At 63.6% G+C, this 19,979-nt stretch carries 12 protein-coding genes; 5 read left to right on the top strand and 7 right to left on the bottom strand.

Features of this window, described 5'->3' with window-relative positions:
- The first annotated feature begins 104 nt into the window (after positions 1–104).
- Entirely contained in the window at positions 105–6,482 is a 6,378-nt protein-coding gene (locus tag ASD12_RS04300; protein WP_056582247.1) for a kinesin, read from the top strand.
- Positions 6,483–6,638: 156 nt separating this feature from the next.
- On the opposite strand, the gene ASD12_RS04295 is transcribed toward ASD12_RS04300, so the two are convergent.
- The 4 genes from ASD12_RS04295 to ASD12_RS04280 are packed head-to-tail and all read right to left on the bottom strand — an operon-like array spanning position 6,639 to position 10,725.
- Positions 6,639–7,346: an ABC-type transport auxiliary lipoprotein family protein gene (locus ASD12_RS04295; RefSeq protein WP_056582245.1), complete on the bottom strand. Its 708-nt coding sequence runs from the start codon at positions 7,344–7,346 to the stop codon at positions 6,639–6,641.
- Positions 7,327–8,700, bottom strand: a complete 1,374-nt coding sequence (locus tag ASD12_RS04290) for an MlaD family protein (protein WP_056582243.1) — start codon at positions 8,698–8,700, stop codon at positions 7,327–7,329. The genes ASD12_RS04295 and ASD12_RS04290 overlap by 20 nt, the downstream gene beginning before the upstream one ends.
- 14 nt (positions 8,701–8,714) lie before the next feature.
- Positions 8,715–9,536, bottom strand: a complete 822-nt coding sequence (locus tag ASD12_RS04285) for an ABC transporter ATP-binding protein (RefSeq protein ID WP_056582241.1) — start codon at positions 9,534–9,536, stop codon at positions 8,715–8,717.
- Between the two features lies 1 nt (position 9,537).
- Positions 9,538–10,725 carry an ABC transporter permease gene (locus ASD12_RS04280; RefSeq protein WP_056582240.1) on the bottom strand — a complete coding sequence of 396 codons (1,188 nt, stop codon included), beginning with the start codon at positions 10,723–10,725 and terminating at the stop codon, positions 9,538–9,540.
- 76 nt (positions 10,726–10,801) lie between these two features.
- Here ASD12_RS04280 and dgcA point away from each other — a divergent pair, with 76 nt between their 5' ends.
- Positions 10,802–11,785 (top strand): N-acetyl-D-Glu racemase DgcA, encoded by a 984-nt coding sequence (gene dgcA / locus ASD12_RS04275; protein ID WP_056582238.1) that lies wholly within the window; start codon positions 10,802–10,804, stop codon positions 11,783–11,785.
- On the opposite strand, the gene ASD12_RS04270 is transcribed toward dgcA, so the two are convergent.
- Positions 11,756–12,970, bottom strand: a complete 1,215-nt coding sequence (locus ASD12_RS04270) for an MFS transporter (RefSeq protein WP_056582236.1) — start codon at positions 12,968–12,970, stop codon at positions 11,756–11,758. The genes dgcA and ASD12_RS04270 overlap by 30 nt on opposite strands.
- A gap of 124 nt (positions 12,971–13,094) precedes the next feature.
- Positions 13,095–13,877, bottom strand: coding sequence for a UDP-2,3-diacylglucosamine diphosphatase (locus ASD12_RS04265; protein ID WP_056582402.1), 783 nt, complete (start codon positions 13,875–13,877; stop codon positions 13,095–13,097).
- Between the two features lie 154 nt (positions 13,878–14,031).
- Here ASD12_RS04265 and ASD12_RS04260 point away from each other — a divergent pair, with 154 nt between their 5' ends.
- The 3 genes from ASD12_RS04260 (at position 14,032) to ASD12_RS04250 (ending at position 18,618) form a co-directional block, all read left to right on the top strand.
- On the top strand, positions 14,032–14,811 hold the full coding sequence (locus ASD12_RS04260) for an SDR family oxidoreductase (protein WP_056582235.1): 780 nt from the start codon (positions 14,032–14,034) through the stop codon (positions 14,809–14,811).
- A 177-nt stretch (positions 14,812–14,988) separates the two neighbouring features.
- Positions 14,989–17,313, top strand: a complete 2,325-nt coding sequence (locus ASD12_RS04255) for an NADP-dependent malic enzyme (RefSeq protein ID WP_056582233.1) — start codon at positions 14,989–14,991, stop codon at positions 17,311–17,313.
- 90 nt (positions 17,314–17,403) lie between these two features.
- Positions 17,404–18,618 carry a DUF2865 domain-containing protein gene (locus tag ASD12_RS04250; protein WP_056582231.1) on the top strand — a complete coding sequence of 405 codons (1,215 nt, stop codon included), beginning with the start codon at positions 17,404–17,406 and terminating at the stop codon, positions 18,616–18,618.
- Here ASD12_RS04250 and gltX read toward each other — a convergent pair.
- Complete coding sequence (gltX, locus tag ASD12_RS04245) at positions 18,536–19,909, bottom strand: glutamate--tRNA ligase (protein WP_056582228.1); 1,374 nt, start codon at positions 19,907–19,909, stop codon at positions 18,536–18,538. The genes ASD12_RS04250 and gltX overlap by 83 nt on opposite strands.
- Between the last annotated feature and the right edge of the window lie 70 nt (positions 19,910–19,979).

The following is a 19,979-nucleotide window of genomic DNA, read 5'->3' as shown; positions in this document are numbered from 1 at the left end:
CCCCCTGTGTCATTACGATACGAGGGGTCCATTTTCAGCCTCCTGCGCGTGGTACGACAAACAAAATTATAAGCCCGCGGCAGCTAGTACAGGGTAGCGAAGGCATGGCAAAGAAACCAACGACGACGAGAACTCTCGACAGCGATGTAGCCAGGGAACTGGAAAAGGCGCTCGATCTCGACCTCAGCAATGATGTCGGCAGCGGCGACCTCGACATCGCGGCTTCGATGGAGGATCTGGAAGCGCAGATATCCCAGGCCGCCGATGAGCTGGCGCGCGAGGGACGCAATCAGAAGCCAGAGCCCGTGGTCAATCAGAACCAGGCCGCAAAACCCGCGCCAAAGGCCAAGCCTGCCGAGTTGCGCCCCGTGGAATCACGCAATGGCGCCCAGCCCGCGGGTTTCGCGCCGGCCAATGACGATCGCCAGAAGGACTACAAGACGCTTCTGCACACCCTCAACAGGCGTGCCTCGAACACCATTTACTGGGTGGTTGCCTTCGTTTCGCTCGCCTGGTTCGCCGGCGCCGGCGGCTTGGCCAACCTCCTTTTCGGACCGAGCATCTGGAGAATCCGTACGCTCGACCAGTTCCTTGCCCGTCCGGAGCTGATCGGCCTCGCCGTCGCGGCGATCGTGCCCGTCATCCTGTTTTGGGCCTTCGCGGCAATGATTCGCCGCGCCCAGGAAATGCGCATCGCCGCCCAGTCGATGACCGAAGTGGCCTTTCGCCTGACCGAGCCGGAAAACCTTGCCCAGGATCGCGTCATGATGATCGGCCAGGCTGTTCGTCGCGAGGTCGCGGCCATGGGCGAAGGCATTGAACGCACGCTTGCCCGCGCCGTCGAGCTGGAAACGCTGGTCCACAGCGAAGTCAACCAGATCGAACGCTCCTATTCCGAGAATGAATCCCGTATCCGTTCGCTCGTCGACGGACTCGGCAGCGAGCGCGAAGCCGTCGTCACCCATGCCGAGCGCGTCCGCGCCTCGATCACCGGTGCGCACGAGACACTGAAGGACGAGATCGGCGCCGCCTCCGACATCATCCGTGACTCGATCCTCAATGCATCGACCAAATTGTCGATGACGATCACCAATTCCGGCGACACGCTGATCGACCGCATCAACGAAAGCTCGATGTCGATCTTCGATTCGGTCGAAGGCCGGCTCGATTCGATCACCGACCGTCTGTCGACCTCGGGCGAGGCCTTCGCCAGCCTTCTCGACACCCGCATTGCCAAGCTGACGGACACCACGGATGGCCTGACGCGGTCGTTGACCGATCTGCTCGACGATCGCACCACAGGCATGGTGTCGCTGCTTGGCGGTGCCGCGCGCACCCTCAATTCCGAATTCGAGGCCAGCCTCAACGGCATCGAGCGGACACTCGCCGAACGCGGCCAGGCGCTGATCAGCGAATTCCAGACCCGCGCCGAGGCGCTGGACACCGGAACGCAGAAGCTCAATGCGGCACTCGAGGCCCGCGCCCGCCAGATCAACGAGACGCTGGTCGAGCGCGCCCGCGAAATCGCCCATACCTTTGCCGAGAGCAAGGATACCCTGTCGGCGATGATCGATCAGGGCAAGACCCAGATCGGCGCCGACATGGCCGACATCGTCACCTCGACCTCCTCCATGCTCGAAGCCCGCGCCAGCGACTTCGCCGGGCGCATGGAAGCTGCCCGTCACGTCGTGTCGCGTTCGTTCGACAGCGACATCCAGCGGCTCGCCGACGCCCGCGTCGGCATCGAGGAAGCCGTCGAGAACCACAGCAGGAAGCTGTCCGAAAGCCGCGAGCGCATGGCCGAGGCGATGCAGGCCGACCTGGCGAAGTTCGCCGAGGGCAGCGCCGGCATCGATGCGGCGGTGACCAACCAGGTGCAGAAGCTGGCCGAAGGCCGTAGCCTGATCTCGCGCGCTCTCGAAGAGGACCTGCGCAAGGTCAATGAATCGCGGGCAGCCATAGATGCGTCGCTCGGCAGCCATCTCGAAAGGCTGGAAGAGGGCCGCAACAGGCTCTCCACTGCCTTGAACGAAGACTCCGGAAAACTGGTGCAAGCTCGTACGATCATTGACGAAATGGTTGCCGGGCACGTCGGGAAGCTCGCCGAGGGCCGCAACATCCTGTCGCGCGCTTTGGAAGCAGATCTCGGCAAACTGTCCGACAGCCGGGCCAGCATCGACGGTCTCGTCGCCGGTCAGGTGGAAAAGATCGCCGAGGGCCGCGCCGTGCTCGCCAAGGCGTTGGAAAACGACATAATCGGCATCAAGAGCCTCATTGAAACCCATTCCGCCAAACTGGCGGAGGACCGCACGCAGCTTTCCCATTCGCTCGACAACGATCTGTCCGGCATACGCGGCCTGATCGAAAGCCATTCGGGACGGCTGGCCGAGGACCGCAGCCTGCTGTCGCAGACCCTTGAAGCCGACCTTGCCAAGCTGGCCGAAAGCCGTTCGAGCATCGACGGTCTGGTCGCCGGTCAGGTCGAGAAGCTGGCGGAAGGCCGCGATATTCTCAAGCGCGCGCTGGAATCCGATCTGAACACGATCAAGGGTGTCATCGCCAGCCAGTCGGAAAAGCTGGCCGAGGATCGCGGGCAGCTTTCGCGGGTGCTGGAAACCGACCTGCAGAATGTGAACAGTGTCATCGCCGACCACATGAACAAGCTGGTTCAGGATCGCTCCGCCCTTTCCAAGGCCCTTGAGGACGACCTCGCCAAGCTTGCCGACAGCCGCTCCAGCATCGATGGGCTGGTTGCCGGCCAGGTCGAGAAGCTGGCGGAAGGCCGCGACATCCTGCGGCGCGCTCTGGAAGCCGACCTCAATGCGATCAAGGGGACCATTGCCGACCAGTCGCAGAAACTGGTCGATGACCGGGCACAGTTCGCCCGGGCGCTCGAGGCTGATCTCGAAAGCGTCAACGGCCTGGTCAACAGCCATTCCGAAAGGCTCGTCCAGGATCGTTCGACGCTGTCGAAAGCGCTTGAGGCCGACCTCGAAAACGTCAGCGGTCTGATCAACAGCCATTCCGAACGGCTCGCCCAGGATCGTTCGACACTGTCGAGGTCACTCGAGGCCGACCTCGAGAACGTCGGCGGCCTTGTCAACAGCCACGCGGAAAGGCTTGTCCAGGAGCGTTCGACCCTGTCGAAGGCACTCGAGGACGATCTCGCCAAGCTGGCCGAGAGCCGCTCCAGCATCGACGGTCTGGTCGCCGGCCAGGTCGAGAAGCTCGCCGAAGGCCGCGACGTTCTCAAGCGCGCGCTGGAAGCCGATCTGGCCAAGCTGGCCGAAAGCCGCTCCAGCATCGACGGTTTGGTCGCCGGTCAGGTGGAGAAACTGGCCGAGGGCCGCGACATCCTCAAACGCGCCCTGGAAGCTGATCTGCAGAAGCTCACCGAAAGCCGCAGCGAGATCGACGACGTCATTGCCGGACATGTCGGCAAGCTGTCCGAAGGTCGCAATATGCTGACCCGCGCGCTGGAAGAGGATCTCGGCAAGCTCGCTGAGACCCGCAGGGACGTCGACCGCTCGCTGTCGGGCCATATCGATCAGATCGCCGCCAGGAGCACCGATATCTCCGCGGCAATCGCCGGGGATGTCGAAAAGATCGAGCAGGCGTTCAGCCGTCAGACCGGCATCATCGAGGAGCGCGCCGGCACCATGGAGCGTGCGCTTTCAACAGGTGTCGACAACATCCGCGGCGTGCTCGAGAAGAGCGCTGTGTTTGTCGCCGGCGCCCTGCGCGAAAAGGTGCTGGAAGTCACCAGCACGCTGCATGAGCAGGCCGGCGCTGCGTTCAGCGACGCCGACCGCAAGATCGCCGAGCGCGCCGAGCAGACCTCTGCGGCCCTGCTGGCGCGGGCCGAAGACATCGCCCGCACGTTCGAGGACGCCGACCGTCGCCTGCACGCCCGTGCGGAAGATACGTCGAACGCCTTGCTTGCCCGCGCTGACGATACATCCAGCTCGCTGCTGGCCCGCGCTCATGAAACAGCGGATCAGCTGGCCGCCCGTGCCAGCCAGATCGCCGGCGCCTTCGACATGGCCGACCAGAAGCTCGCCGCCCGCGCCCAGGAGACCGCCGATCAGCTGACCGCCCGGGCCCAGGACACCGCCGACCATCTGGCAGCTCGTGCAAGCGAGATTGCCGGCACGTTCGATGCCGCCGACCAGAAGCTGGTCGCCCGCGCCATCGAAACGGCCCAGTCGCTGGCCGCGCGTGCCGGCGACATCCTGCGCAACTTCGAAGGCGCCGACCAGCGGCTCGGCATGCGCATCGGCGAATCGGCCGAAGCGCTTGCCGCGCGCGCGTCGGACCTTGGCCGCATCTTCGATGCCGCCGACCAGCAACTGGTCTCGCGCATCGCCGAAGGCTCGGAAGCACTGTCGAGCCGTGCCTCGGAAATCGGCCGCATCTTCGATGATGCCGATCAGCGTCTGGTATCGCGCATCGCCAACAGCACCACGACGATCGGCGAGCATGCCGAGACCATTGTCGGCGCCTTTGCCGATACCGAGCAAAGGGTCGCCGAACGCGCAAGGCGGACCGGCCAGGAGATGGCCGTGCATGCCCGCGAAATCGAGCAGGCGCTTACCGGCGCTGACGAGCGGCTCGCATCGAGCGCGGCGGCTGCGGCCGCCCGCGTCGAAGAGCAGGTCTCAGGCGTTGAGAACCGCCTCGCCCATACGGCCGAGACGATGGGCCAGAAGCTCAACGAGCAGGTGTCGAATGCCGAGGCGCAACTCGTCTCGCGCGCCAATGTGATCGCGGAGACGTTCACCGCGGTTGGCCAGCATATCGGCCAGAGCACCAACGATGCCGCCAAGACGATCGGCGCCAACACCCGCGAACTCAACACCATGCTCGCGGCGCGTTCGGCCGAAATGTCGAAGATCCTCGACGAAACCGCACGGCCTTTGGTCGAACGCTTCGCCCAGGGCGGCTCGGAACTGCAAAGGAGCATGGAAGAGGTCACCGAACGCGCCACCGAGAAGCTGCGCAGCCAAAATGCCGCACTTGTCGACGCGCTTGCCAGCCGCACCGCCGAGACCTTGTCGGCGGTCGAAGGCGCCCGCTCGTCGCTGTCCGATAGCGTCGCCGACCTCATCGGCCGCATGACCAAGTCCAGCTCGCAGCTCGGTCAGCTGATCGAGCAGGCCGCGGTCAATCTCGGCCAGGTCGATGAACGCCTGAGCGGCAGCACGCAAAGCTTCGCCGCCACCACGGAGAAGGCCGCGCAGACCTTCGCCAGCTCGGCGCGACTGGTCGATTCGAACACGACAAGGCTGACGGAACTATCGTCGTCCACCTTGCGTGAGGTCGCCTCGATCGCCACCAAGTTCGACGAACACAGCCGGCTGCTGTCCAGCGCTTCGGACTTGTTGAGCTCGGCCCAGAGCAACCTCGAACACACGCTCGAACGGCAGTCGACGCTCGAGGATCTCGCCGTCGGCCTGGTCAAGAAGTCGGAAGATCTCGAAAGGGTCATGCGCTCGTTCGAAAATCTCGTTGGCCAGACGCTGCAGAACGCCGAAGGCAAGACGATGGAGTCGGCCGACAAGATCCGCAACGCCATCACCGACGTCGTCGATTCGGCAACCAAGCGCTTCGCCGATGCGACCGAGGAGATGCGGCGCACCGCGGGCTCGATCAAGAGCGAACTTGATCTCACCCGCGCCGAGCTCAAGAAGGGCGTCATCGAGATGCCGGAAGAGGCCAAGGAATCGACCTCGGCCATCCGCCGCGCCGTTTCCGAGCAGATCAACGCCTTGAAAGAGCTTTCGGACATCGTTGCCAAGTCCGGCCGCGGCGGCGATGGGTCCGAGCCACGCAATCTGCGTCCGGCGCCGCAAGCGCCGGCCGCACGCGCTGCCGAGCCGGCGCGCCGCGCACCGGCTCCGCAGCCGGAGCTGCGCACGCCTCAGGCGCCATTGGGCGGCCCTGCACTGCGCGGCACGCTCGACCTTGAGCGTCCGGCCGAGGCGGCACCGCGCCAGCGTGGTGATACACGCACGCCGCAAGGCGGCTGGGTGCGTGATCTCCTGACCGCGGCGTCGAACGACGAGGACCTGAGGTCGGCAGCTCCCGCAGCGCCCGCTGAAGCGCCGCGCGCGGCACCTGCGCAGCGTTCGCCACTGCATGTCGTGGAATCGCTGAACTCGCTCTCTGTCGATATCGCGCGGGCCATCGACCACGATGCTTCGATCGAGTTGTGGAACCGCTACCGGCGCGGTGAGCGTGACGTGTTCACAAGACGGCTCTACACGCTGAAGGGCCAGCAGACGTTCGACGAGATCCGCCGCAAGTATCAGGCGGAAGCCGAGTTCCGCGCCGCCGTCGACCGCTACTGCGACGATTTCGAGAAGCTGCTCAAGGATGTCTCGCGCAACGACCGCGACAACATCATGGCGCAGACCTACCTGACCTCGGACACCGGCAAAGTCTACACCATGCTGGCCCATGCAAGTGGCCGCCTGCATTGATCAGCCGATAGGGCAACAAACAAAAAGGCGGGAAATTTCCCGCCTTTTTCATTTCGACCGATTTGTGCTGTTGGCACGTCTGCGGCGCGGCGCCCGTCGCAGTGCCTCGGGCATCAGCGCTGTCACAAGTGCTGTGCGATCAAGCCTTTACGGAAATCAGATGACCGAATCCGTCCAGCCCACGATCTGCTTGGCGGCATCGCCGAACGCGTTGTCGAGTGCGCTGACATAGGCGGGATTGCCGCTGCCCGAAACGAGCGCGGATGCGGTGAAGCTCTTGGAAGCACGCACCTCGCCATTGCGGTCGTTGAGGATGCGCACGAACAGATCGACCTCGGCATGCTCGCCGCCGTCGACGCGCACCTCGAAGGATCGGATCTCGACGATCACCTGATAGTCGATCGCCAGGCCCTCACCCGGCTTGCCGACACCGGCAAAGCTGCCCGAACGCTGGAACGTCTCGGCCAGCCGCGCCTGCACGATCAGCGGCAGCCGGTCGGCCCATTGCGCACCCTTGAGATACTGGATCGAGCGATCCGATGGCTTGATGACGATGTTCTGGCTGTCCAGCGCCTTGAGCGCCGACGGCTGCGCGATCAGGATCTGGCGGCGGCTGTGGCCATGCGCGTCGACCGAAGGCGCCGACAGCTCGAACGTATCGAGCGGCGCGGGCTTGCCGCCCAACGCCGCGCAGCCGGCCAGCGTCAGGGCAAGCAGTGCCGCAGCCGATGTCAACCCGCCCGTTTTCACCCACACAGACTTCACGCGCGGTCCCCGTTGTCCCCGGATCGTAAGATCGACCCGCTTTCGCGGCTCATGTTCTTGGGGCGCGCCGACGCCGAAGTCAACGCCGCGCCCTGCCATCGAACTGCCGAACCTCGCCATCGCCACCCGAAAGGATGCGCTGCGGATTGCGGCTGAGATCGGTCACCGCCTCCTCGATGCGGCTGATCGAACGGCGGCTGTCCTGCACCAGCGCCTCGACATTCGAAAGCCCCTGGCCCGAGAAGCGCGCCAGATTGTCGGTGATGACGCCAAGGCGCGAATTCAGCGTGTCGGCGACCTGCTTGAACGATTTCAGCGTCGCCCTGGCATCGGCCATCACGCCGTCGGCCTGCCCCGACCCGAGCAAGGTGTCGACCCTGGCGAGGATGCCGTCGACACGCACCGAAGCGTCGTTGAGCCGTTGCGCCAGTTGCTTGGCATCCTTGATCGTCTGGTCGATGTCGTCGGCCCTGTTGGCAAACTTGCCGGTCACCTCTGCGATATCGGCGGCGGCCTTGTCGGCGTTTTTGCTGGCCTTCTGGATATTGGCGAGCGCCGTGCGCACCTGCGCCGGATCGATGCCGTCGAGCACGCCGTCGACCTTGGCCAGCGTGCCTTGCGTCTGCTTGGCGAAATCGTTGACGGACCCAACCGCGGTATCCACATTCTTGATCACGCCGTCGAGCTGTTTCGAAGTCTCCTTGAGGTTCCCAGTCACCGTATCGACATTGGCGACAATGCTCTTGATCTTGTCCTTGTCGACGGCATTGAGAAGGCCTTCGGCTGCCTTCAGCGTGCCATCGAGCTTGCCGGAAACGCCTTTCAGCTCATCCGCCAGCGTGCTGGCCGCGGACAGGAACTTGTCGATGCCGTCCGAATTCTTGGCCAGCGCATCCGAGAAGGTCTGCACATTCTGCACGGTCTGCGTCAGCGGACCGCGAACGTCCTTGGTGAAGCCTTCGAGCTCGGTCAGCACCTTGTCGGCGCGCGTAAAGATGTTCTGCGCTGTCTGCAAAAGGTTGGTCACCGCCGACGGGTTGGCGACGATCTCGGCAACCTTGCCTTCCTTTTCCGCCTGGTCAAGGAGCTTTACTTCCTTGGGGTCGGCGCCCTTGAGCTCGATGTTGGCCTGTCCGGTGAGGCCGGCGAGACCGATATCGGCCTGCGTCGACTTGGTGATCGGCGTCAGGCGGTCGATCTCGGTGTCAGCGATGGCAACCGTCGGATTGTCGACGTCGATATAGACGCGCTTGACGTCGCCGACCTTAACGCCGTTGAACAGCACGAAACTGCCGCGGCCAAGCCCGGAGGCCGAGCCCGGAATACGCACGCGCAGCAACGTCGTCTCGCCCTTGTCGCCGATCGCCGCCGTCCAGTAGACGAAGGCAAACGCCGCCAGGATCGCAGCCAGCGTGAAAATGCCGACAATGACGTAGTTGGCTCTGGTTTCCATTATCCCACTTATGGCTATGCGCGCGCCGCAAGATCAAGTTGCCGGGCGCGTTTTCCGCGGAAATAGGACTTTACCCACGGTTCCTCGCTCTTCAGCATGTCGTCTATCGTGCCTTCGACCAGCACCTTCTTGTTGCCAAGCACTGCCACCCGGTCGCAAGCCGTGAACAACGTGTCGAGATCATGCGTGACCATGTAGACGGTCAGATCCATCGTGTCGCGCAGCTTGACCACCAGTTCGTCGAATTCCGCCGCACTGATCGGATCCAGGCCCGACGTCGGCTCGTCGAGGAAGACGATGTCGGGGTCGAGCGCGAGCGCCCGCGCCAGTGCGGCGCGCTTGATCATGCCGCCGGACAGTTCGGACGGGAATTTCTGCGCCGCATCGGGCGGCAGCCCGACCAGTTCGATCTTGAGCAATGCCAGTTCGTCCATCAGCTTTCGCGGCAGGTCGAGATATTCGCGCATCGGCACTTGGACATTCTCCAGCACCGTCAGCGCCGAAAACAGGGCGCCATGCTGGAACAGCACACCAAGGCGCATGTCGATGCGCAGCCGCTCCATATCGCTCGCTTTCTCGATATCGACACCGAACAGCTTGATCGTGCCCGACTGCTTGCGCGTCAGACCGAGAATGGTGCGCAGCAGAACCGACTTGCCGGCACCCGAGGCGCCGACAAAGCCAAGGATCTCGCCGCGCCTTATGTCGAGCGACAGCTTGTCCAGGATAAGCTTGTCGGCGAAGGACACGCTGATGTCGTGCGCGGAAAGCACGATGTCGCCCTCACCCGTGTCGTCCGCCAGTGCACTTACCTTTTTCCGGCTTCGCAGGTTCATCTCAGAACTCGATCGCTGCGTAGAAGATGGCGAAAAGCCCGTCGAGGATGATGACGACGAAGATCGACTTCACCACCGAGGCGGTGACGTGCTGGCCGAGCGATTCGGCACTGCCGCCGACCTTCATGCCTTCGACCGAGGCAATCGTGCCGATGATCATCGCCATGAATGGCGCCTTGATCAGGCCGGAAAAGATCGTGCTGAGGTCGATGGCAACGCGTAACCGGTCGATGAAAGCAGCCGGCGGGATGTCGGAATAGAGCCACGCGGCCAGGATGCCACCGCCGAGTGCGGCGAAATTGGCGATGATGGTCAAGCACGGCAAGGCGATGACCAGCGCCACGAGCCGCGGAAAGACCAGGACGCCGATCGGGTTGAGCCCGATGACCTTCAGTGCGTCGACCTCCTCGCGCATCTTCATCGAGCCGATCTCGGCGGTGATCGCGCTGCCGGAGCGGCCGGCGATCATGATCGCCGTCATCAGCACGCCAAGCTCGCGCAGGATCAGCACGCCGACGAGGTCGACGACGAAGATGTCGGCCCCGAAATAGCTGAGCTGGTAGGCGCCTTGCTGGGCAACGATGGCGCCGACGATCGCCGACATCAGCACCACCACCGGAATGGCGCCGACGCCCATGCGATCGATCTGGTTGAAGATCGCCGCAGGATTGACGGCATGACCGCGCCCGAGCTTCATCTGAGCACCGCGGATGGTGGCGCCGAGGATGTTCATCGAGGCGAGGAAATCGTCGCGCATCTCGTAGACGCGCCGGCCAACCGCCTCCAGCGCGCGAATGACGATGTTGGGCGGCCGCGCTGGACCGGATTCGGGTTCGCGCCGAACAGCCTCGCCCACCGCGTCGAGCAGGATCGAAGCGATCTCGCTCTGGCCCTGCATCTGGATCTTGACGCCCTTCTTCTCGAAGGCGCTGACCAGCCGGTCGATCAGCCAGGCGCCGGCGGTATCCATCTTCTCGATGTTGGAAAGATCGAGCGCCAAGATCTTGAAACCGCTTCGCTTCTCGATCTTGCGCATCTCCGCGTCGATCAGTGCGACGGTCCGTGTCGTCCAGATTCCGGAGAAAGCGCAGCCGAGAACGCCGTCCTCCTCGCCGATCGCCACGCGCGGTTCGTGGTCAGCCTCCCCCGCGGTCGTGCCGCTTGCGTCGCGCTTGCCGATGGTCAACATGGCGTCCTGTTTAGCCTGACGGGTCTGACCTGTCGATTTGCCGACGACGCTTGTCGCATAGCCGGAGCAGAAAAATATGGTGCGTGTCATTTCGGTTGAGGCCGAGCGTTTTCCCATCGCCGGAACCTTCACCATTTCGCGCGGTTCCAAGACCGAAGCCGAGGTGATCGCCTGCACGATCAGCGAGGGCGGCCACACCGGCCGTGGCGAATGCGTTCCCTACAAGCGCTATGGCGAGACCATGGACGGCGTCCGGGAGGCGATCGAGGCCATGCGCGGCCGGATCGCTGGCGGCATCAGCCGAACCGGCCTGCTCGATGCCATGCCGGCCGGAGCGGCCCGTAACGCCATCGACTGCGCCCTGTGGGACCTGGAGGCAAAGATCAGCGGAAGACCGGTGGCGGATGCGATAGATGCAGTTCCCTTAAGGGCCCTTGAGACGGCCTATACGCTGTCGCTCGGCGAACCGGAGGCGATGGCGGCGCAGGCCCGCGCCAATGCGGCGCGGCCGCTGCTCAAAGTCAAGATCGGTGGCGACAACGATATCGCCCGCATCCGCGCGGTCAGGCAAGCGGCGCCCGACAGCCGCATCATCCTAGACGCCAATGAGGGTTGGAGCGACGACAACATCGCTGCGAACCTCGCCTTTGCCGCCGAACAAGGCATCACACTGATCGAGCAGCCGCTGCCGGCCGGTCATGACGAGATCCTGCGCCATATCGCGCATCCCGTGCCGATCTGCGCCGATGAAAGCGTGCACGAGGCAAAGAACCTCGAAGCGCTTGTCGGCCTCTACGATGCCGTCAACATCAAGCTCGACAAGTCGGGCGGCCTGACAGCCGCATTGGTGTTGCGCGATCGCGCCCGCGAGCTCGGATTCGGCGTGATGGTCGGCTGCATGGTCGGCACATCGCTGGCCATGGCGCCGGCGGTGTTACTCGCACAGGATGCCGATTTCGTCGACCTCGACGGTCCGCTGCTGCTGGCCCGCGACCGGGTGCCAGGCCTTGTCTACCAGGGATCGCTGGTGTCACCGCCCGATACGACGCTGTGGGGCTGAGCGCGCTGCAAGCCCGATCAGCACGAGGCCGACGATAGCGATCGGGATCATCACAAGGAACCCATCGACGCCGAGACGGTCATAGAGCGGGCCGGAAGCAAGCGTAACAGCGGCCATGAAGAAGCCATTGAAGAAATAGGCGATGCCTTGCGCAGCGCCGGTGCGCTCTTCGGAGACAGTCTCGGCGATCATCTTCTGCAGGCCGATCAGCACCATTGCGACAGACACCGAATGCAGCGACTGCACGGCGAAGAAGCCGGGGATGCCGAGACCGAGCGGCCATACCAGTGGAAAGATGATCCAGCGCACGATCGAACCAATGCCGGCGATCACCATCACTTTGACGACGGATACGGAGGCGAAAATGCGATTGAAAAACAGAAACATGCAGACTTCGCACACCACGCCCCAGGCCCAAAGCAGGCCGACGACGGAATCGCTGATACCGATCGATTTCCAGTAGATGGAGACGAAGCCGTAGAGGAAGGCGTGGCTGGCGGTGATGATGCCGACACCAAAGGTGAAGTAGAGGAAATAGGCATTGAAAAGGCTAGGCGCGGCATGCTGGATTTCTGCGGCCGACAGCGGCGAGGCCTTGCGCGGCCGCCCCATGCGCGGCGCAAACAGGGCTGCGACAAGCGCTGCGGCAAGCGCCACGAATATGATCATCGGCACGGCTTTGGCTCCGGCCGCCGCCAGGATGAAACCGCCCACAACATTGGCGCAGAGATAGGAGATCGAGCCCCATTTGCGCATAGCGGTGTAATTCGAGCCGAAGCGGCGCACTCCAGACAACGCCAGCGAATCGGCCATTGGCGAATGCGGTGTCCACACGATCGTCAAAAGCAGCGATACGGCCAGCACGATCGCGTAAGTCGCTGGCAGGAAATAGCCGGCCGAAATGGCCATCGTTGCCGCGACCAGCGCGATATAGACGTTGGCGCGGTCCTTCGCCCGGTCGGCAAATGCCGTTAGCATAGGCGTCGTCACGACGCGCAAGAACATCGGCGCGGCAAGGATCACGGCGATCTGTTCGGCGCCGAAGCCCTTCGCCTGCAGCCAGAGCGGAAAATAGGGCAGATGCGTGCCTTGCGATACGAACAGCGTCGCGAAGATCAGGCTCATGCGCAGTTCGAAATGGCGCGGCTTGACGAGTTGTTCGGGCGAAAGCGGCGGCAGGGACATGAATCGATCCAATCACGCTGCACTCGGCCGGACGGCAACGCGTATCGATCCCTTAACATGGGCGAAAACCGGGCGAAACCGGTTGGACTAATCGATTGATCCCAGAACCGAAACGAAACTCGGCCTATGCCGCCTGCCCTACCCGGTCTTCGATGAGCAACGGGATAAACGGCTCGTCCGTCGCCTCGGGCAGCACCTGCGCCCAGGTCAGGATTTCCATCCGGCCGTCAAAATGCTCGACCACGGCCGTGCAGCTTTCCACCCAGTCGCCGGTGTTGATGTACTGGACATCGCCAAAATTCTCGATGACGGCATGATGGATGTGGCCACAGATGACGCCGTCGACATGCGAGCGGCGCGCCTCGTCCGCAAGCATGGTCTGGAACGAGCCTATGAAGTTCACCGCCTTCTTGACGTTGACCTTGGCCCAAGAGGAAAACGACCAGTAAGGCAGGCCGAGCAACTGTCGCAGCCGCGTTACAACCCGGTTGACCAGCATGGCCGCGTCATAGGCGTGATCACCGAGATAGGCGAGCCAGCGCGCATTGTGGACGACGGTGTCGAACTGGTCGCCATGAATGATGAGCAGGCGCTTGCCGTCGGCGGTCTCGTGGACGGCGCGGTCGGCGACGACAATGCCGCCGAAATGCACGCCCTGGAACTGGCGCGCGAATTCGTCATGGTTGCCGGCGATGTAGGTGATGTTGGCGCCCTTGCGTGCCTTGCGCAGTAACTTCTGCACGACGTCATTGTGGCTTTGCGGCCAGTGCCAACTCCGCCGCAACCGCCAGCCGTCGACGATGTCGCCGACCAGATAGATGATATCGGCATCGTGATGTCTAAGGAAATCGATCAGGAATTCGGCCTTGGCCGCCTTCGAGCCGAGGTGGACATCGGAAATAAACATGCTGCGGAAAGTGCGGGGCTCTTGGCCGGACATCGCGATTTCACCGTTGCTTTCGCGAGAGGCTATGCCCCGATTCATGCAACAACCGTATGACGGTTGCGATTGGTCCAGCCGAAGGACTAGCTTGCCGCCGGCTCACAAGGAGAAAATCATCATGGATCTCGGCATTCGCGGGAAGAAGGCCATAGTCTGCGCTTCGAGCAAGGGGCTTGGACGCGGTTGCGCGATGGCGCTGGCCGAAGCCGGCTGCGACATCGTCGTCAACGGGCGCAATGCCGAACTGGTGGCGAAAACGGCCGCGGAACTGCGCCAGCGCTATGGCGTCACGGTGACGGAAGTCGTTGGCGACGTCTCCAGGCCCGAGGTGCAGGAGGCTCTGCTCGCGGCCTGTCCCAACCCGGACATCCTCGTCAACAACAATGGCGGACCACCGCTTCGCGACTTCCGCACGCTTGATCGCGAAAAGATCCTCGAAGGCGTCACCCAGAACATGGTGACGCCGATCGAACTTGTCCAGGCCGTCCTCGACGGCATGGCGTCGCGCGGCTTCGGCCGCATCGTCAACATCACCTCGCTGTCGGTCTATGTCCCGATCCCCGGCCTTGATCTGTCGTCCGGCGCGCGCGCCGGCCTGACCTCGTTCCTTGCCGGCGTGGCCAGAACGGTGATCGACCGCAACGTGACCATCAACAGTCTTTTGCCGGGCAAGCTCGACACCGACCGGCTGCGCGGCCCGCACGAGGCCGGCACCGTCGAGGACCCTGCGGCGGCCGCAGCCCGCAAGATCCGCATCAGCGCCGATGTTCCGGCCAAACGGCTTGGCACGCCGGAGGAATTCGGCCAGATCTGCGCCTTCCTGTGCTCGGTCCACGCCGGCTATCTGACCGGGCAGAACATACCGGTCGATGGCGGTCTCTACGTCAGCGCCTTCTAGTCAACTTGTCCGTGAAACTGCAGCAACCATCTGTCAGAAAATCGGCATAAGCATTTGATCAATCATGACTTTCTACGCGCCGCCGGGTATTGCCGCCGGCGCGTCGATTAGCGTCGCGAAAAACCTGGGCCGCATGCTAAAAGGGAATCTCCAGCCAGATTTCGAGGGAGCAGCCGCATGGAAGGCGAGAGCAAAAAGACGGCACGTTCGGACCTCGACGAAGCCGCCCTCTATTTCCACAAGCACCCAAGACCGGGAAAGCTCGAGATCCAGGCGACCAAGCCGCTGGGCAACCAGCGCGACCTCGCGCTCGCCTATTCGCCTGGTGTCGCCGCCCCTTGCCTGGAAATCCGCGACGATCCAGCGACCGCCGCCGACTACACGGCGCGCGCCAATCTGGTCGGTGTCGTCTCCAACGGGTCGGCCGTGCTCGGCCTCGGCAATATCGGCCCGCTGGCTTCCAAGCCGGTCATGGAAGGCAAGGCCGTCCTGTTCAAGAAGTTCGCCGGCATCGACGTCTTCGACATCGAGATCGACGCGCCGGGGATCGAGCGCATGGTCGAGACGATCTCGGCGCTGGAGCCGACCTTCGGCGGCATCAACCTCGAGGACATCAAGGCACCCGAATGCTTCGAGGTCGAGGAGCAGCTGAAGGCCCGCATGGGCATCCCGGTGTTCCACGACGACCAGCACGGCACCGCCATCATCGTCGCCGCCGCCGTGCTCAATGGGCTGGAGTTCGCCGGCAAGACCATATCGGACATCAAGATCGTCACCTCCGGCGCCGGCGCTGCCGCCCTTGCCTGCCTCAACCTGCTGGTCTCGCTTGGCGCACGGGTCGAAAACATCTGGGTCACCGACCGTTTCGGCGTCGCCTACAAGGGCCGCACCGACGAAATGGACCGCTGGAAAGACCCCTATGTGAAGGACACCGAGGCGCGCACGCTGGCCGATGTCATATCGGGCGCCGACGTCTTCCTCGGCCTCTCGGCCGCAGGCGCGCTGAAGCCCGAACTGCTTGAGCACATGGCGCCGAAGCCGCTGATCATGGCGCTGGCCAACCCAAATCCCGAGATCATGCCGGAAGTAGCGCGCGCGGCGCGCCCCGATGCGATGATCTGCACCGGCCGTTCGGATTTTCCCAATCAGGTCAACAACGTACTGTGTTTTCCTTACATCTTTCGCGGCGCGCTTGACTGTGGTGCCAGCGCCATCAATGAGGAGATGAAGATGGCGGCGGTACGGGCAATCGCAGCGCTGGCCCGCGAGGAACCCTCCGATGTCGCCGCACGCGCCTATTCCGGCGAGACGCCGATCTTCGGGCCTGAATTCCTGATCCCCTCGCCCTTCGATCCGCGCCTGATCCTGCGCATCGCACCTGCGGTCGCCAAGGCTGCCTGCGACACCGGCGTCGCGACAAGGCCGATCACCGACTTCGCCGCCTATATCGACAAGCTGAACCGCTTCGTCTTCCGCTCAGGCCTGGTGATGAAGCCGGTGTTCTCATCCGCCAAGACGTCGACCGCCAAGCGTGTCATTTATGCCGACGGCGAGGACGAGCGCGTGCTACGCGCGGCACAGGTCGTGCTTGAGGAAGGCATTGCCGAGCCGATCCTGATCGGCCGCCCGCATGTCATCGAGGTGCGCCTGAAGCGTCATGGGTTGCGCATCAAGCCGGGCGTCGATTTCGGCCTGATCAACCCGGAGGACGATCCGCGCTATCGCCACTATGTCGACCTCTTGATCGAACTCGCCGGCCGGCGCGGCGTGACGACGGAGGCCGCACGCACCATGGTGCGCACCGACAACACGGTTATTGCGGCCCTGGCGCTGAAGCGTGGCGATGCGGACGCCATGGTCTGCGGCCTCGAAGGCCGCTTCGAGCGGCATCTGCGCAACGTCACCTTGATCATCGGCCCGCGCGCTGGCGTCAAGGACCACGACCTGTCGACGCTTTCCATGCTGATATCGCAGCGTGGCATCATCTTCCTCACCGACACGCACGTCTCCGTCGATCCGACCGCCGAGGAGATCGCCGAGATGACGGTGCTGGCGGCGGAAGAAATCCAGCGCTTCGGCATCGAGCCGAAGGCGGCACTCCTGTCGCATTCGGATTTCGGCTCGCGCGATTCGCCCAGCGCACTCAAGATGCGACAGGCGGCGGCGATCCTGGCGCGTATCGCGCCTGACCTTGAATGCGATGGCGAGATGCATGCGGATACTGCCTTGTCCGAGCATCTGCGCCAGCGCGTCTATCCCCACTCCAGGCTGAAGGGCGAAGCCAATCTGCTGGTGTTCCCCAACCTCGATTCGGCCAACATCACGCTGACCGCGCTCAGAACCATGATGGATGCGCTCCATGTCGGGCCGATCCTGCTCGGCACCGACATGCCGGCGCACATATTGACGCCGTCGGTCACCTCGCGCGGCGTGGTCAACATGACAGCGCTTGCCGTGGTCGAAGCCGCCCACAAGGCGCAAGCGGTCGTCAATCTGGGCTGAACACGGATTTCGCGGTAAACTACGGTTAACCGCGAACACGGTAGCCTTGCGGGCCAACGGGCGGGATTTGGGCAGGCGGAGTTTGGGCGGATGGCAAGCGGAGGGTGGAAGCAGGCGCATGCTGCCGTGCTGCTTGGCCTCCTGTTATCCGCAACCTGGGGGATAGCCGAGCCACAGGCCGCCTCGCGGGTCTGCCGCCAGTTGGAGGCCGATCTTGCCGCGGCATCGCGCGGTGGCGGTGGCGGCCCGGCAATGATCCGGAAATACGACGCCGCCATATCCAGGCAACGCGAGCAGATCTCAAAAGCCCGCGGCCAGGCCAGCAGTGCCGGCTGCGGCTTTTCGCTGTTTGGCCGCAACGTCAATGAGTGCGCCGGGCTCAACGCCACCATCGATCGCATGAATGCCAACCTCGACGCGCTGCAAAGCAAACGCGAGCGGCTTGCCGGCGGCGGATCGCGCCGCGACCGCGGACGCATCCTGGCGGCGCTTGACGCCAATGGCTGCCGCGACGACACCGTTGCGCCACAGCGCGCGCCCTTGCAGGAAGCGAACCGCGAAGGCGGCAGCACAAACCTGTTCGACCAGCTTTTCGGCGGCAACAGCCGGCAGCTTGATACGCTCGACAATACACTTGACCAGCCTGACGATCCCGGCGAGGAGCGCAGCGTCCGCCGGGTGCTCAACCGGCCCGGCGTACCGGACTTTCCGAGCGTCGGCGGTGAATTCCACACTTCCTGTGTACGCACTTGCGACGGCTATTTCTTCCCGATGTCGAATTCGGCGTCGACCAGCGATTTCGAACGCGACCAGAAGAATTGCGAATCGAGCTGCCCCGGCACCGAGATGCAGGTTTTCTACTCGCGCGGCATGGATGACGATTCGGCCTCGATGACATCATCGGTCACCGGCCGGCCCTACAGTGAATTGCCGACCGCCTATCTCTACAAGCAGCCCGACATGGCGCGGCCGCCGGCCTGCGGCTGCAACGCCGCGCAGGGCTTCAAGATCATCGCCGGCAACCCGCCGTATCAGGAACAGTCGTTGCCCGAAACGGACGCCGCACCGTTCATTCCGGTTCCGGTTCCCAAGCCGGATCCAGGTGCCGATCCCGAAACCCTGGCCAATCTGGAAGGCGGGCTCGATCGCGAGGCGATCAAGCGGCTTTCCGCCAAGCCCGTGACGTCGCCGGTGTCCGCGCTGCCGCCGGAACAGCGCAAAGTCAGGGTCGTCGGGCCAACGTTCCTTCCCGACCCATCAGCGGCAATAGATCTGCAAGCTCCGGCCCCGAAGGCAGTCCGGTAAGGGCTGTTCTGAGCGGCATGAACAACGCCTTGCCCTTGCGGCCGGTCGCTTCCCTGATCTTGCCCGTCCAGTCCTTCCAGATCGTCGCGGTCCAGGGTTCCTCCGGCAGCAGGTCGAACGCCTGGCCAAGGAAATCGCGATCATCATCGGAAAATTCCGGCTTCTCCTGCGGCCCTTCGCGCAGGATACGCCACCAGTTGACCGCGTCGGCCAGCCTGTCGAGATTGCCGCGCACCGCCAACCAGAACGGCTCGGCTTGCTCGCCCGAGACGCCGAGCACGATCAACCGGTCCTGTGCCTCGGCAAACGGCATATGATGCAGCAATGTCCGGTTGAGCACGAACAGCTCGTCCGGATCGAACTTGGCCGCGGATTTCGATGTCGCCGCAGGATCGAAGCGCTCGGCGAGTTCACCCATCGTAGGCACCGCCGCGACATTCTCCGAGGTGCCGACCAGCACGGCCAATGAGGCGACGGCCATCGGCTCGATACCGTCCTCACGCAGGCTTTCGATCGAGAGCGCGCCGGTGCGTTTCGACAGTCCTTCGCCCGAGGACGTGGTCAGGAGATTGTGGTGACCGAACACCGGCGGCTCCGCAGCCAGCGCCTGGAACAGGGCGATCTGCACGCCGGTGTTGGTGACATGGTCGTCGCCGCGGATGACATGGCTGACGCCCATCTCGATGTCGTCGACCACCGAGGGCAGCGTGTAGAGGTAAGTGCCGTCCTCGCGCACAAGAACCGGATCGGAAAGCGAAGCGAGGTCGACGGTTTCCTCGCCGCGCACCAGATCGTTCCAATGGATTTCAGTGCGTTCCGGCTGCAGCGGATCGCCTGAGAAGTTGGGGAGGAGAAAACGCCAGTGCGGCCGGCGGCCATCGGCCTGGTATTCGGCGATCTGCTCGTGCGTCAGCGCCAGCGCCTCGCGGCCATAGACGGGGGGCAGACCACGCGTGCGGCGCACCTTGCGCCTCAGATCGAGTTCCTCCGGCGTTTCATAGCAGGCATAGAGAACGCCAGCCGCCTTCAGCCTCTCGACCGCCGCGTCATAGACCTCGAAACGCCGCGACTGGTACTCGGTGGCGTCGGGAAAAATGCCCAGCCAATGCAGGTCGTAGAGGATGGCGTCGGAAAACTCCTGCTTCGAGCGGGCAATGTCGGTGTCGTCGAAACGCTGGATGAAGCGACCCTTGTTGTTCATGGCAAACAGCCAGTTGAACAGAGCCGTGCGCGCATTGCCGATATGGATGCGGCCGGTTGGCGACGGGGCGAAACGAACGGTAACTGTCATGAGCGGGGCGTACCGGATGCTTTTGTGATTGACAAGACGCGCCCCGCGCTGCCCGGCAGACATAGAACAT

Source organism: Mesorhizobium sp. Root102 (assembly GCF_001425625.1).
Classification (GTDB): Bacteria; Pseudomonadota; Alphaproteobacteria; order Rhizobiales; family Rhizobiaceae; genus Mesorhizobium.
This window is presented reverse-complemented; position numbering and strand designations above follow the sequence as displayed.

What these genes read in the sequence shown, in the direction of transcription:
- ASD12_RS04285 (WP_056582241.1), bottom strand. Translation starts at nt 9,536, where the DNA reads ATGAACCTGCGAAGCCGGAAAAAGGTAAGTGCACTGGCGGACGACACG.
- ASD12_RS04265 (WP_056582402.1), bottom strand. Translation starts at nt 13,877, where the DNA reads ATGTTTATTTCCGATGTCCACCTCGGCTCGAAGGCGGCCAAGGCCGAA.
- ASD12_RS04295 (WP_056582245.1), bottom strand. Translation starts at nt 7,346, where the DNA reads ATGGCAGGGCGCGGCGTTGACTTCGGCGTCGGCGCGCCCCAAGAACAT.
- ASD12_RS04250 (WP_056582231.1), top strand. Translation starts at nt 17,404, where the DNA reads ATGGCAAGCGGAGGGTGGAAGCAGGCGCATGCTGCCGTGCTGCTTGGC.
- ASD12_RS04290 (WP_056582243.1), bottom strand. Translation starts at nt 8,700, where the DNA reads ATGGAAACCAGAGCCAACTACGTCATTGTCGGCATTTTCACGCTGGCT.
- ASD12_RS04255 (WP_056582233.1), top strand. Translation starts at nt 14,989, where the DNA reads ATGGAAGGCGAGAGCAAAAAGACGGCACGTTCGGACCTCGACGAAGCC.
- ASD12_RS04300 (WP_056582247.1), top strand. Translation starts at nt 105, where the DNA reads ATGGCAAAGAAACCAACGACGACGAGAACTCTCGACAGCGATGTAGCC.
- ASD12_RS04270 (WP_056582236.1), bottom strand. Translation starts at nt 12,970, where the DNA reads ATGTCCCTGCCGCCGCTTTCGCCCGAACAACTCGTCAAGCCGCGCCAT.
- ASD12_RS04260 (WP_056582235.1), top strand. Translation starts at nt 14,032, where the DNA reads ATGGATCTCGGCATTCGCGGGAAGAAGGCCATAGTCTGCGCTTCGAGC.
- dgcA (WP_056582238.1), top strand. Translation starts at nt 10,802, where the DNA reads ATGGTGCGTGTCATTTCGGTTGAGGCCGAGCGTTTTCCCATCGCCGGA.
- gltX (WP_056582228.1), bottom strand. Translation starts at nt 19,909, where the DNA reads ATGACAGTTACCGTTCGTTTCGCCCCGTCGCCAACCGGCCGCATCCAT.
- ASD12_RS04280 (WP_056582240.1), bottom strand. Translation starts at nt 10,725, where the DNA reads ATGTTGACCATCGGCAAGCGCGACGCAAGCGGCACGACCGCGGGGGAG.